The organism is Metapseudomonas otitidis (genome assembly GCF_011397855.1).
Classification (GTDB): Bacteria; Pseudomonadota; Gammaproteobacteria; order Pseudomonadales; family Pseudomonadaceae; genus Metapseudomonas; species Metapseudomonas otitidis.
In genome coordinates this window covers 1,732,372-1,745,320 of record NZ_AP022642.1, presented here as the reverse complement: position 1 = coordinate 1,745,320, position 12,949 = coordinate 1,732,372, and the positions used below count along the sequence as shown (strand labels likewise).

The following is a 12,949-nucleotide window of genomic DNA, read 5'->3' as shown; positions in this document are numbered from 1 at the left end:
CCGATGAACGGCCGACGATCAGACCATCACGACAGGCTCTCGTCCAGTATGACCACCAGCTTGCCGGCCACCTGGTTGCCGGCGAGCGTGTCGAATGCGAGCTGCACATCGGCCGCCGCGAAGGTCTTTTCCAGCTGCGGCTTCACACGCCCCTCGGCGAACAGCGGCCAGACCTGCTGGTGCAGATCGCGCAACAGGTCGGCCTTGAAGGCGTCGTCGCGGTTGCGCAGGGTGGAACCGATGAGCTGGATGCGCTTGCCCAGCACCTGGGCCATGTCCAGCTCGGCCTTGCGGCCGCCCATGAGGCCGATGTTGACCCAGCGGCCGTCGCGGGCCAGCAGGTCGAGGTTCAGCGCGGCGTAGTTGCCGCCGACCGGATCGAGGATCACGTCGAACGGACCGAAATCCTTGAGGCCCTGCAGGTCATCACCCCGCAGCGCGCCGCCCTGGGCACCCAGGCCCACACAATAAGCCAGCCGTTCAGCTGAACCCACGCTGACCCAGACCGGGTTGCCGAACGCCTTGCACAACTGGATGGCCGCCGAGCCGACGCCGCTGGCGCCCGCGTGCAGCAGCACCTTCTCACCCGGGCCGAGCGCGGCGAGCTGGAACAGGTTGAGCCAGGCGGTGGCATACACCTCGGGCACAGCGGCCGCCTCGGCCAGGGACAGCCCCTCCGGCACCGGCAGCGCGTGGCGGGCATCCACCACCACCTCCTCGGCCATGCCACCGCCCGCGAGCAGTGCACAGACCCGGTCGCCAACCGCCCAGGCGCACCCGGGACCGACCTCGGTGATCACCCCGGAACACTCCAGCCCGATCACGTCACTGGCCCCCGGCGGTGGGGGGTAATGACCCGCTGCCTGGAGCAGGTCGGCACGGTTCAAACCTGCCGCGGCGACACGGATTCGGACCTGGCCCACATCACAGCTCGGAACCGTGCGCTCTGCCCACTCCACGCGGCCTTCAATGCCTTGCAATGCTTTCACGCTGCCTCCATAGTGACCCCGGACCCGCCCGGCGCTGACCGCCGGGCTTTTGCTTTGCGCCGAAGGAACCCGGCGCCCTCAAATACGGCCTAATATGCGTTATCACCTGCCCCGACGTCGAATCAGCATGAAGCGTTCTCTGATCTGCTCCGCCCTTGCGTTCGTTTTCAGCATCAGCGCGCTCCCGCTGCATGCCTCCACCACCTCGGCAAGCGACAGCTGGGACTCCCTCCAGCCGGACCGCGAGCAGGTGATCGCCAGCCTCAACGTGGTCGAGCTGCTCAAGCGCCACCACTACAACAAGCCCCCGCTCAACGACGAACGCTCGGTGAAGATCTACGAGGGCTACCTCAAGATGCTCGACCCCGCGAAGATGTACTTCACTGCGGGCGACATCGCCGAATTCAACGCCTGGAAGACGCAGTTCGACGACTTCCTGAAGAAGGGTGACCTGCAGCCCGGCTTCACCATCTACAAGCGCCACCTCGACCGCCTGAAGGAGCGTCTGGACTTCGCCCTGGCGATGCTCGAGAAGGGCGTCGACAAGATCGACTTCACCGTCGACGAGACCCTCGAGACCGACCGCGAGAAAGCCACCTGGGCCAAGGACAGCGCCGCGCTGGACGACCTGTGGCGCAAGCGCGTGAAGGACGAGGTCCTGCGCCTGAAGCTCGCCAACAAGGAGCCCAAGGCCATCCAGGAGCTGCTGATCAAGCGCTACAAGAACCAGCTTTCGCGCCTTGAGCAGACCCGTGGCGAAGACATCTTCCAGGCCTACATCAACGCCTTCGCCCAGACCTACGACCCCCACACCCAGTACCTCTCCCCGGACAACGCCGAGAACTTCGACATCAACATGAGCCTGTCGCTGGAAGGCATCGGTGCCGTCCTGCAGAGCGACAGCGAGCATGTGAAGGTGGTGCGCCTGGTTCCGGCCGGCCCCGCCGAGAAGAGCAAGCAGATCGCTCCGGCCGACAAGATCGTCGGCGTTGCCCAGGGCAACGGCGAGATGGTCGACGTGATCGGCTGGCGCCTGGACGAAGTGGTCAAGCTGATCCGCGGACCGAAGGGCTCGGTGGTTCGCCTGGAAGTGGTGCCTGCCAGCAACGCCCCGAACGACCAGACCAGCAAGATCGTCTCCATCACCCGTGAGGCAGTGAAGCTGGAGGAGCAGGCCGCGAAGAAATCGGTGCTCAAGCTCGAGCACGACGGCCATCCGTTCAAACTCGGCGTGATCGAGGTTCCGGCCTTCTACCTGGACTTCAAGGCCTTCCGCGCCGGCGACCCCGAGTACAAGAGCACCACCCGCGACGTGAAGAAGCTGCTGGGTGAGCTGCAGAAGGAAAACGTCGACGGCGTGGTCATCGACCTGCGCAACAACGGCGGCGGTTCCCTGCAGGAAGCCACCGAACTGACCGGCCTGTTCATCGACCAGGGTCCCACCGTGCTGGTACGCAACAGCGACGGCCGCGTCGACGTGCTGGCCGACGAGAACAGCGGCGTGTTCTACAAGGGCCCGATGGCCGTGCTGGTGAACCGACTGTCCGCCTCGGCCTCGGAGATCTTCGCCGGCGCCATGCAGGACTACCACCGCGCGCTCATCATCGGCGGCCAGACCTTCGGCAAGGGCACCGTGCAGACCATCCAGCCGCTGAACCATGGCGAACTGAAGCTGACCCTGGCCAAGTTCTACCGCGTCTCCGGCCAGAGCACCCAGCACCAGGGCGTGATTCCCGACATCGAGTACCCCTCGGTGGTGGACACCAAGGAAATCGGCGAGAGCGCCCTGCCCGAGGCCATGCCCTGGGACAGCATCCGCCCGGCGATCAAGCCGGAGGTCGACCCCTTCCGCCCCTTCCTGGCTGAGCTGAAGGCCCGCCACGACGCGCGTACCGCCCACAACCCGGACTTCGTTTACAGTCGCGAACGCCTGGCACTGGCCCAGAAGCTGATGAAGGAAACCGTCGTCAGCCTCAACGAAGCCAAGCGCCGCGCCCAGCAGACCGATATCGAGAACAAGCAGCTGGCCATGGAAAACGCCCGCCGCAAGGCCAAGGGCGAAGACCTGCTCAAGGAGCTGAAAAGGGAAGACGAGGACGCCCTGCCGGAGGACGACAAGACCAAGCCGGAAGACGACGCCTACCTGACCGAGACCGGACAGATCCTACTGGACTACCTGGGCCTGAACACCACGGTAGCCAAGCACTGAGCGTCATCAGATCGTCACGAAACTGTCGTGAAATGCAGGGGCCGCTTATGCGGCCCCTTGCTTTTAGCGCCTCCTTTACGAGAGCCCCTCATGACAGTCACCGAGCAGTTGAGCGCCTTGGGCCAGATCCTCGCTCACGGCGACCTGAACAGCCTGTTCCAACCGATCTTCTCCCTTTCCGAGCGGCGCATCCTCGGCTACGAGGCCCTGACCCGCGGCCCCTCCAACAGCCCGCTGCACTCCCCCGTCACCCTGTTCGCCATGGCCCGCCACGCCGGACGGTTGAGCGAACTGGAAATGGCCTGCCGCAAGCGCGCCTGCACCCGCTTCCATGAGCTGAAGCTCGACGGCAAGCTGTTCCTCAACGTTTCCCCCGAATCCCTGCTGGACCCGGCCCACCAACCGGGCCGCACCCTGCAGATGCTGCAGGCCTTCGGCATCCCGCCGAGCGAGGTGGTCATCGAGCTCACCGAGCATGCCCCCACCGATGACTTCGCCCTGCTCGACACCGCCCTGCACCACTACCGCGCCATGGGCTTCTCCATCGCCCTGGACGACCTGGGTGCGGGCTATTCCAGCCTGCGCCTGTGGTCGGAGCTGCGCCCCGACTACGTGAAGATCGACCGCCACTTCATCGACGGCATCCACCAGGACGCGGTGAAGCGCGAGTTCGTCGGCTCCATCCTGAAGATGGCCAAGGCCTCCCGCGCCCAGGTCATCGCCGAGGGCATCGAGCTCAGCGAGGAACTGGCCGTGCTGGCCGAGATGGGCCTGGACCTGGTGCAAGGCTACCTGCTCTGCCGGCCCCAGGAGAACCCGCCGCGAGAGGCCCGCGCCTACCTGCCGCTACTGGACCGCGCTCAGAGCCAACTGGGCGAGGACAGCGCCGACCTCAAGCACCTGCTCAACGAGCAGCCGGCGATGCACCGCAACACCCCCATCAGCGAAGTGCTGGAGGCCTTCCGCGTGCAAGCCAACCTGAACTCGGTGGCCGTGCTGGACGACCAGCAGCAGCCCATCGGCATCGTCCACCGCCACCTGCTCTCCGATGCGCTGCTCAAGCCCTTCGCCACCGACCTGTTCGCTCGCAAGCCCATCAGCCGGCTGATGAGCGATGACTTCCTCGCCGTGGAGATCGGCCAGTCCCTGCAGCAGGTCAGCCGCCTGCTCACCAGCCGGGCGCGGCAGCGGATCGAGGAAGACTTCGTGATCATTTCCGAGGGGCGCTACCTCGGCCTGGGGCGGGTGATCGACGTGCTCAAGCTGATCACAGAGATGAAGATCCAGCAGGCCCGCCACGCCAACCCGCTGACCCTGCTGCCGGGCAACGTGCCCATCCAGCAGTGCCTGAGCCGCCTGCTTCAGCAGGGGCGTGCCGCACGGGTCTGCTACGTGGACATCGACAGCTTCAAGCCCTTCAACGACCTCTACGGCTATGCCAAGGGCGACGAAGTGCTGCTGTGCCTGGCGCAATGCCTGAACGAGCGCGTCGACCCGGCGCGGGATTTCGTCGGGCACATCGGCGGGGATGACTTCATGCTGGTGCTGGGCTCGGATGACTGGCGCAGCAAGCTCAACTTCCTGCTGGAGGACTTCCAGGGGCAGTGCCGGCGCTTCTACCGGGCCGACCACCTGCAGGCGGGCTGCTTCATCGCCCACAACCGCAGCGGCCAGCGTGAGGAGTTCCCCCTGCTGTCACTCTCCATCGGCGTGGTGAACCTGACGCCCGAGGCCTGCAGCCAGCTGGATGCCGGGCAGCTGGCCGGCCTCGCCTCGGAGGCCAAGCGCCACGCCAAGGCTGTGCCCGGATACAGCCTGCATATCCTCGACGCAGTCTAGGCGTTGAACGAAAAGTGCCTGCGCTCGGTGATGCTGCGTTGAAAACGCCCTCGTGCGCGAGTCCGATCAGAATGCTCATTTACAACACGTAAACTGCGCTTCTTCGGGCGTTTTCGCCTTGCCTGACCTTCGCTCGACGACTTTTCGTACAGAGCCTAGGTTCGACTCAGAGCCCGAGCTGGGCGGCGCGACGATCCAGGCGTTCGGCGGCCTCGACATCCGCCGCCAGTCCCGGCCCGCCCTCGCGGTACAGGTCCGCCAGCTTGCGCGCCGCGAGCGGGTGGCCGGCCTGCTCCGCCAGGCTCCACCAATGGGCGGCCTGGGCCGCATCCGGTGCCTGCCGGGCATCACCGGCCAATGCCAGTACGCCCAGTTGGTAAGCCGACTTGCCGTCCCCGGCCTGGCCCGCCAGGCGCAACAAGCGAATGCCCTCCTCCCGCGCGCCGAAGCCCTGGCCGCGGTGCAACAGCAGGTGGCCGTAGAAGCGCTGGGCCGCGATATTCCCGAGGTTGGCCTGCCGGGCGTACTGCCCCTGCATCCAGTTCCAGGCACGCGGGTTGCGCACCAGCGACGGGAAGCGCAGCAGCCAGCGGGCCACCGCATAACCCAGCCAGGCCCGCAGCTTCCAGATGGCCATCAGGGTTCCTCGGGGTAGTCGAATTCGAAGACGCGAACCACCTCGGCGGCATGCCAGGAGGCAGCGGCCACGCCGTCCGGAGGACCGGAGAAACGCCCCAGTCGCACCACGAATTCGAAGAAGCCGGTACGCGGCAGGCGACTGGCGCCCTGGCTGATCACCAGGGAGCTGCGCAACGGCCGCTCGGCCCGGGCATCCAGCGCCGCCAGGTGTTCCAGGGCAGCAGTGAGGGTCTGCATCGCCGGGCTCGGCAGTTGCAGGCGCTCCACCAAGGCCCGGTAGGTCAGGAGATGCCGCTGGCGCCGCGCATCATCCAGCTCATTCAACAGCGACTGCCAGTGCTGGCGACTGATGCGTACGCTCATTGCACCTCCCAGCCGGCGATCCCCAGGGTCACGGCCAGGGACCGCTGGATAGCGGCATCAGGCTCGCGCTCGCCCTCCTCGATCAACCCCAGGTAGACCGGGCTGATGCCCACCGCACGCGCCAATTGCTCGATGCTCTGGCCACGCGCCTCGCGCAGTGCCCGCAGCTCGCGCAGGGAATGGGTATCGGCGGGGGCCGAAGCGGGTGCGGCCTGTCCGGCGGCCTGCAGCAGCGCCTGGTAATCGGCCCAAGGCAATACGGCGTATTCTGCTTCGCCGTCACGCATGATCACTTGCACGTTCATTGCAACTCCCGTGGACAGCAGTGCCGACGTCTCAGCACCTTCCTTGCAGGCGGCCATCTTAACAGGGCGAATCGGCCTACGGGGTCCTACATGAACGGAGCATGACCGGGTAGGCAGACCCACGGGATCAGCTGAATTCCTCCGACAGTTCCTGCGGTGCGGGGAGTTGCTCCAGACGCGCCACCACCTCCGGTGCCTGGGCATCGCGCCAGCGGCGGAATGCCTCCAGCTCCTGGCCCCAGGTGCGCATGACCCAGGCCAGCACCGCGAGGTCGTCGATCAGGCCCGCTCCCAGCACCCAATCGGGGATCGCATCCACTGGCGTCAGGAAGTAGACCAGCCCGGCCACCACCGACAGCAGCGCCTTTGGGCTCAGATCCCGATACTGCCCGCGAACCCGTGCCACGCAGAGCGCCATCAGCAGCTTCAGGTCCTCCCGTGCGCCACCCAGACGACCACCTTGGCGGGCACTCTTTCGGGTGACGGCCAACAACAAGGCCGGTAGCCGCCCGCGAGCCAGGAATCGGCCGGCCAGGGGCAGGTAACGCTCGAAATTCCAGGGTGCCTTCATCGTCTCGTCTCTCCGAACCGCATGGGACGGGCTCTTCGGCGGTTACTCACAGATCCTGTGGATAACCTTGTTGACAGTGTATTGATTACGCCATGAAAGCCCCGCGCCACGAGGCCTCCGCTCAGATCGGCGATTTTTTCGCCACGCCGAAAAAGCCAGCTAAATCAACCAGTTGATTTTTTGTCCAGTCGCTGCGGCAGCCCGTCGCAATGACAAATCCGTGACTGCACGACCATGTGCATAACCGTAACAGGGTGGCGTGCCTCCACCCCCTTTCAGACCTGCCGGTCGAGCCGGGGTTCGTTTGGTAACCCGCAGTCCCGTTACGGTCAGGAGCGCCTATCGAAAGAAAGGCACAAACGAAAACGCCCCGCTAAGCGGGGCGTCTGGTCGACCAGGCATTACTGCTGCGGAGCAGCACCCTGGTCAGCGGCCTGATCCTTGATGCCGATCAGTTCCAGGTCGAAGACCAGGACCGAGTTGGCCGGGATCGCCGGGCTCGGGCTCTGCGCGCCGTATGCCAGCTCGGACGGGATGTACAGCTTGTACTTCTCGCCGACGTGCATCAGTTGCAGGCCTTCCACCCAACCGGGGATCACGCCGCTCACCGGCAGGTCGATCGGGCTGCCACGCTGGATAGAGCTGTCGAACACGGTGCCGTCGGTCAGCTTGCCTTCGTAGTGGACAGTGACCACGTCGGTGGGCTTGGGCTGGGCGCCGTCGGCCTTCTTGATCACTTCGTACTGCAGGCCGGAAGCGGTGGTGGTGACTTCCTTGCGCTTGCCGTTCTCTTCCAGGAACTTCTTGCCCGCCTTGGCGGACTCTTCGTTCAGCTTGGTCATGCGCTCTTCGGCACGCTTCTGCAGGAAGGCGAAGGCTTCGACCAGCTCTTCATCCTTCAGGCGCTGGTCCTTCTTGCCGATGGCGTCTTCGATACCCAGGGCGACGGCTTTGGAATCCAGGTCGTCCATGCCTTCCTGGGCGAGGCTCTTGCCCATGTTCAGGCCGATGCCATAGGACGCCTTCTGGGCCGGGGTCTTCAGCTCGACGCTGCTGGTCTGGGAGTCGCAACCTGCGAGCACCAGGCCCACCAGGGCCACCGCTGCCGCCAACCGAGTTTGTTTCATGCTGATTCCTTATCTGTACGCCGTGAGGGCATGTTCGAAGAAGCGGCGAGCTTAGCAGGCCGCTGCGATCAGTGGCTATGGGCACTTAGGATCGAAAACAGGGGAATAAGTTCAGCGCCAGGGCGAGGATTTTGCGGCTTTTCGCCACCAGTCACCTGGGCCGGAACCGCACCGAAAAAACCGGGACGAACGAAAAAGCCCTCAGGTATCGCTACCTGAGGGCTTTGTATATGGCGCAGCGGACGGGACTCGAACCCGCGACCCCCGGCGTGACAGGCCGGTATTCTAACCGACTGAACTACCGCTGCGCGTTACCCCGAGATTGGTGGGTGATGACGGGATCGAACCGCCGACCCTCTGCTTGTAAGGCAGATGCTCTCCCGGCTGAGCTAATCACCCTTCACTCTCGAAGTGGTGCGCATTCTAGGGATGCATTCGAACTCTGGCAAGCCCTTTTTCAAAAAAATTTTTCAGCCGTTCCAAAGGCTTAGCGCAGGGTTGGCCTGCAGGCCCGGGACGAGAATAATGCGGCCTTTGTTTCCGGAGAGTTCCTCTTATGTGGTTCCGCAACCTGCTCGTCTACCGCCTCACCCAGGATGTGCCCTTCGACGCCGACGCCCTGGAGGCCGCCCTGGCCACCAAGCCCGCGCGCCCCTGCGCCAGCCAGGAACTGACTACCTACGGCTTCGTGGCGCCTTTCGGCAAAGGTGCGGACGCGCCGCTGGTCCACGTGAGCGAGGGCTTCATGCTGGTGGCCGCCCGCAAGGAGGAACGCATCCTGCCCGGCAGCGTGGTGCGTGACGCGCTGAAGGAGAAGGTCGACGAGATCGAGACCCAGCAGATGCGCAAGGTCTACAAGAAGGAGCGCGACCAGCTCAAGGACGAGATCGTCCAGACCTTGCTGCCGCGCGCCTTCATCCGCAAGTCGGCCACCTTCGCCGCCATCGCCCCGGCCCAGGGCCTGATCCTGGTAGACGCCTCCAGCCCGAAGCGTGCCGAGGACCTGCTCTCCACCCTGCGCGAGGCCATCGGCTCGCTGCCGGTGCGCCCGGCCTCGGTGAAGATCGCCCCCACCGCCACCCTCACCGAGTGGGTCAAGACCCAGGAAGCCGCCAAGGACTTCTACGTCCTCGACGAATGCGAGCTGCGTGACACCGACGAAGACGGCGGCGTGGTGCGCTGCAAGCGCCAGGACCTGACCAGCGACGAGATCCAGCTGCACCTCTCCTCCGGCAAGCTGGTCACCCAGCTGTCCCTGGCCTGGCAGGACAAGCTCTCCTTCATCCTCGACGACAAGCTGGTGATCAAGCGCCTGCGCTTCGAAGACCTGCTGCAGGAGAAGGCCGAGCAGGACGGCGGCGAAGACGCCCTCGCCCAGTTGGACGCCAGCTTCACCCTGATGATGCTGACGCTGGTGGAGTTCCTGCCCCAGCTGCTCGACGCCCTCGGCGGCGAAGAGATACCCCAGGGCATCTGACCCTCCCCGAAGCGCCGGCCCAGAGCCGGCGCTTTCACGATAACGACAAGGAATGACCATGCGCGCCCTCGCTGCCTTGAGCCGCTTCGTCGGCAACACCTTCGCCCTCTGGATCCTGCTGTTCGCCGTGCTGGCGTTCTGCGTCCCGGCACCCTTCCTGCCGATCACCCAATGGATCGTGCCGTTGCTGGGGCTGGTGATGTTCGGCATGGGCCTGACACTGAAGGCAGCGGACTTCCGCGAGGTCGCGCGGCGGCCGCTGTGGGTGCTGATCGGCGTGCTCGCCCAGTTCATCATCATGCCGGGCCTGGCCTGGCTGCTCTGCCGATTGCTGCAGCTGCCACCGGAAATCGCCGTCGGCGTCATCCTGGTCGGCTGCTGCCCCGGCGGCACCGCCTCGAACGTGATGACCTGGTTCTCCCGCGGGGACGTGGCCCTGTCCGTCGCCATCACCGCCGTCACCACCCTGCTGGCGCCACTGGTCACGCCCGCACTGATCTGGCTGCTGGCCTCGGCCTGGCTGCCAGTGCAGTTCAGCGCCCTGTTCATGTCCATCCTGCAGGTGGTGCTGGTGCCCATCGCCCTCGGCTTCGTGGTGCAGCGCCTGCTGGGTGCGCGGGTGCAGGTGGCCGAGCAGGTGCTGCCACTGGTGTCGGTGCTGTGCATCGTCGCCATCGTGGCCGGCGTCGTGGCCGCCAGCCAGGCCAAGATCGCCGAGTCCGGCCTGCTGATCATGGCGGTGGTGGTGCTGCACAACGGCTTCGGCCTGGCGTTGGGCTACCTCGCCGGCCGCGTCTTCGGCCTGCCGCTGGCCCAGCGCAAGACCCTCTCCATCGAGGTCGGCATGCAGAACTCCGGGCTCGGCGCAGCCCTGGCCAACGCCCATTTCTCCCCCCTGGCCGCCGTGCCGAGCGCGCTGTTCAGCGTTTGGCACAATCTGTCCGGCTCACTCCTCGCCGCGATCTTCCGACGCATGAGCGAACCCGATTCCGACCGTTCCGCACACCATTGACTGACAACCGCCTGCCCGTTCGGACTTGTCCGCACGGGCAGGATGTGCAAAATACTGCGCAAACGCAGGGACGGCCCTGCCACTTCCAGCCACGCCTTCAGTGCGGCGCTGCAGTGACCACCCGGGGACGGCCCCCACATTCCGTCCCCCTCTGGAGGTCACCATGTCCTGGATCATCCTGTTCTTCGCCGGCCTGTTCGAAGTGGGTTGGGCCGTCGGCCTGAAATACACCGAAGGCTTCACCCGCCCGCTGCCCACCGCCCTCACCGTGCTGGCCATGGCCATCAGCCTCGGCCTCCTGGGCCTGGCCATGAAGCAGCTGCCCCTGGGTACCGCCTACGCGATCTGGACCGGCATCGGCGCCGTCGGCACCGTCATCGCCGGCGTCATCCTGTTCGGCGAGTCGGTCGCGCTGATGCGCCTGGGCAGCGTCGCGCTGATCATCTGCGGGCTGATCGGGCTCAAGATGAGTACCTGAATCGCGCCCATGAAAAAGCCCGCCTTCCGGCGGGCTTTTTCGTTCCGGATCGCTCAGCGCACCTCACCACGCAGCGCCGCCACCGACGCCTGCAGGCTGAGGCGGTCCACCGTCTCCGGCGCCAGCGCCGGGCCAGCCACCAGGTTGATGTGGGACCAGAAGCGCTTGAACAGGCCTTTGTTCGGGTCGCGGCTGAAGAAGCTGCCCCACAGGCCCTGCAGCGCCATCGGGATCACCGGCACCGGGTTCTGTTCGAGGATGCGCTCCACGCCGCTCTTGAACTCGTTCATCTCGCCATCGCCGGTCAGCTTGCCCTCGGGGAAGATGCACACCACCTCGCCCGCCTTCAGGTACTCGTCGATCTTCTTGAACGCACGGTCGTAGACCAGCAGGTCCTCGCTGCGGCCGGCGATCGGCACGGTGCCGGCCGTGCGGAAGATGAAGTTGAGCACCGGCAGGTTGTAGATCTTGTAGTACATGACGAAGCGCACCGGCCGGCGCACCGCGCCGCCGATCAGCAGCGCATCGACGAAGGACACGTGGTTGCACACCAGCAGCGCCGCGCCCTCCTCCGGGATCGCCTCCAGGCCGCGATGGTGCACGCGGTACATGGAGTGGCCGAGCAGCCACACCAGAAAGCGCATGCTGAACTCGGGGACGATCTTGAAGATGTAGCTGTTCACCGCGATGTTCATCAGCGACACCACCAGGAACAGCTGCGGGATCGACAGCTTGGCGACGCTCAGGAACAGGATCGAGGCGATGGCCGAAACCACCATGAACAAGGCGTTGAGGATGTTGTTGGCCGCGATCACCCGCGCCCGCTCGTTCTCCGCGGTGCGCGACTGGATCAGCGCATACAACGGCACGATGTAGAAGCCGCCGAACAGGCCGATGCCGAAGATGTCCGCCAGGATCATCCACGCCTGCGGCTCGCTCAGCACGGCCAGCCAGTCATGGGACTGGGCGCCCTGGGGGAAGCCGCCGGAGTGCCACCACAGCAGGATGCCGAACACCGTCAGGCCGATGGAGCCGAAGGGCACCAGGCCGATCTCCACCTTGCCGCCGGAAAGGCGCTCGCAAAGCATCGACCCCATGGCGATGCCCACCGAGAACACCGTGAGGATCAGCGTCACCACGCTCTCGTCGCCGTACAGCAGGTCCTTCGAGTAGGCCGGGATCTGCGTCAGGTAGATGGCGCCGAGGAACCAGAACCAGGAGTTGCCCACCAGCGAGCGCGACACCGACGGCCGCTGCTCCAGGCCCAGCCGCAGGATGCGCCAGGACTGCACGAAGATGTTCCACTCCAGCTTCAGCTCCGGCATGGCCGCCGCCGCCCGGGGAATGCCCCGGCTGGCCAGGTAGCCCAGGCAGGCGGTGAGCAGGATGGCACCAGCCACGATCGGCTCGTAGTGCGACGCGGACATCATGACGCCCGCGCCGATGGTGCCGGCGAGGATCGCCAGGAAGGTGCCCATCTCCACCAGCGCGTTGCCCCCCACCAGCTCCTGCTCGCGCAGGGTCTGCGGCAGGATCGAGTACTTCACCGGGCCGAACAGCGCCGAGTGGGTGCCCATGGCGAACAGCGCCGCCAGCAGCAGCCAGAGGTTGTCGAAGAAGAAGCCCAGCGCACCGACCGCCATGATGGCGATCTCCGCCAGCTTGATGGCGCGGATCAGGGCGTCCTTGGCGTACTTCTCGCCGAACTGGCCACCCAGGGCCGAAAACAGGAAGAACGGCAGGATGAACAACAGCGCGCAGAGGTTGACGTAGATCCCCTTGTCACCGGAGATCGCCAGCTTGTAGAGGATCGCCAGGATCAGCGATTGCTTGAAGATGTTGTCGTTGAAGGCCCCGAGCAGCTGGGTCACGAAGAACGGCAGGAAGCGCCGCGTGCCCAGCAGAGCGAATTGCGAATGTTGGCTCATCGTCCTTGGTAC

Annotated in this window: 12 protein-coding genes and 2 tRNA genes; 5 read left to right on the top strand and 9 right to left on the bottom strand. The window is 65.5% G+C overall.

Annotated elements, in window-relative coordinates; all coding sequences use genetic code 11:
• Positions 1–26: 26 nt before the first annotated feature.
• Positions 27–989, bottom strand: coding sequence for an NAD(P)H-quinone oxidoreductase (locus tag PotMrB4_RS08210; protein ID WP_172432985.1), 963 nt, complete (start codon positions 987–989; stop codon positions 27–29).
• A gap of 127 nt (positions 990–1,116) precedes the next feature.
• Between PotMrB4_RS08210 and PotMrB4_RS08205 the strand changes: the two genes are divergently transcribed.
• Together PotMrB4_RS08205 and PotMrB4_RS08200 are read left to right on the top strand one after the other, a co-directional pair.
• On the top strand, positions 1,117–3,198 hold the full coding sequence (locus PotMrB4_RS08205; RefSeq protein ID WP_172432984.1) for a carboxy terminal-processing peptidase: 2,082 nt from the start codon (positions 1,117–1,119) through the stop codon (positions 3,196–3,198).
• Between the two features lie 90 nt (positions 3,199–3,288).
• Positions 3,289–5,037 (top strand): bifunctional diguanylate cyclase/phosphodiesterase, encoded by a 1,749-nt coding sequence (locus tag PotMrB4_RS08200; protein ID WP_172432983.1) that lies wholly within the window; start codon positions 3,289–3,291, stop codon positions 5,035–5,037.
• Positions 5,038–5,203: 166 nt separating this feature from the next.
• Here the strand turns inward: PotMrB4_RS08200 and PotMrB4_RS08195 are convergent, their stop codons facing one another.
• The 7 genes from PotMrB4_RS08195 to PotMrB4_RS08165 all read right to left on the bottom strand — a co-directional run bounded on the left by PotMrB4_RS08195 (position 5,204) and on the right by PotMrB4_RS08165 (position 8,441).
• Entirely contained in the window at positions 5,204–5,674 is a 471-nt protein-coding gene (locus tag PotMrB4_RS08195; RefSeq protein ID WP_172432982.1) for a sel1 repeat family protein, read from the bottom strand.
• A complete protein-coding gene (locus PotMrB4_RS08190) occupies positions 5,674–6,039 on the bottom strand; it encodes a hypothetical protein (RefSeq protein ID WP_044406163.1) in 366 nt (121 codons plus the stop codon). Before PotMrB4_RS08190 ends, PotMrB4_RS08195 begins: the two co-directional genes overlap by 1 nt.
• Positions 6,036–6,344, bottom strand: a complete 309-nt coding sequence (locus PotMrB4_RS08185; protein ID WP_044406165.1) for a helix-turn-helix domain-containing protein — start codon at positions 6,342–6,344, stop codon at positions 6,036–6,038. The genes PotMrB4_RS08190 and PotMrB4_RS08185 overlap by 4 nt, the downstream gene beginning before the upstream one ends.
• 127 nt (positions 6,345–6,471) lie before the next feature.
• The gene (locus PotMrB4_RS08180) at positions 6,472–6,915 is read right to left on the bottom strand and encodes a YkvA family protein (protein WP_044406167.1); all 444 of its coding nucleotides are present in this window, start codon (positions 6,913–6,915) and stop codon (positions 6,472–6,474) included.
• A 401-nt stretch (positions 6,916–7,316) separates the two neighbouring features.
• Complete coding sequence (locus tag PotMrB4_RS08175) at positions 7,317–8,042, bottom strand: FKBP-type peptidyl-prolyl cis-trans isomerase (protein ID WP_044406170.1); 726 nt, start codon at positions 8,040–8,042, stop codon at positions 7,317–7,319.
• Positions 8,043–8,273: 231 nt separating this feature from the next.
• Positions 8,274–8,350 (bottom strand) — tRNA-Asp (locus PotMrB4_RS08170).
• Between the two features lie 15 nt (positions 8,351–8,365).
• Positions 8,366–8,441: transfer RNA gene (locus tag PotMrB4_RS08165), tRNA-Val, on the bottom strand.
• Between the two features lie 157 nt (positions 8,442–8,598).
• On the opposite strand from PotMrB4_RS08165, the gene rdgC reads away from it, so the two are divergent.
• The 3 genes from rdgC to sugE all read left to right on the top strand — a co-directional run bounded on the left by rdgC (position 8,599) and on the right by sugE (position 11,009).
• Positions 8,599–9,519 carry a recombination-associated protein RdgC gene (gene rdgC / locus PotMrB4_RS08160; protein WP_044406173.1) on the top strand — a complete coding sequence of 307 codons (921 nt, stop codon included), beginning with the start codon at positions 8,599–8,601 and terminating at the stop codon, positions 9,517–9,519.
• A 58-nt stretch (positions 9,520–9,577) separates the two neighbouring features.
• Positions 9,578–10,531, top strand: a complete 954-nt coding sequence (locus PotMrB4_RS08155; RefSeq protein ID WP_107330404.1) for a bile acid:sodium symporter family protein — start codon at positions 9,578–9,580, stop codon at positions 10,529–10,531.
• Positions 10,532–10,694: 163 nt separating this feature from the next.
• Complete coding sequence (sugE, locus tag PotMrB4_RS08150; RefSeq protein ID WP_044406178.1) at positions 10,695–11,009, top strand: quaternary ammonium compound efflux SMR transporter SugE; 315 nt, start codon at positions 10,695–10,697, stop codon at positions 11,007–11,009.
• 53 nt (positions 11,010–11,062) lie between these two features.
• Here the strand turns inward: sugE and PotMrB4_RS08145 are convergent, their stop codons facing one another.
• The gene (locus PotMrB4_RS08145) at positions 11,063–12,937 is read right to left on the bottom strand and encodes an MFS transporter (RefSeq protein WP_172432981.1); all 1,875 of its coding nucleotides are present in this window, start codon (positions 12,935–12,937) and stop codon (positions 11,063–11,065) included.
• Positions 12,938–12,949 lie beyond the last annotated feature (12 nt).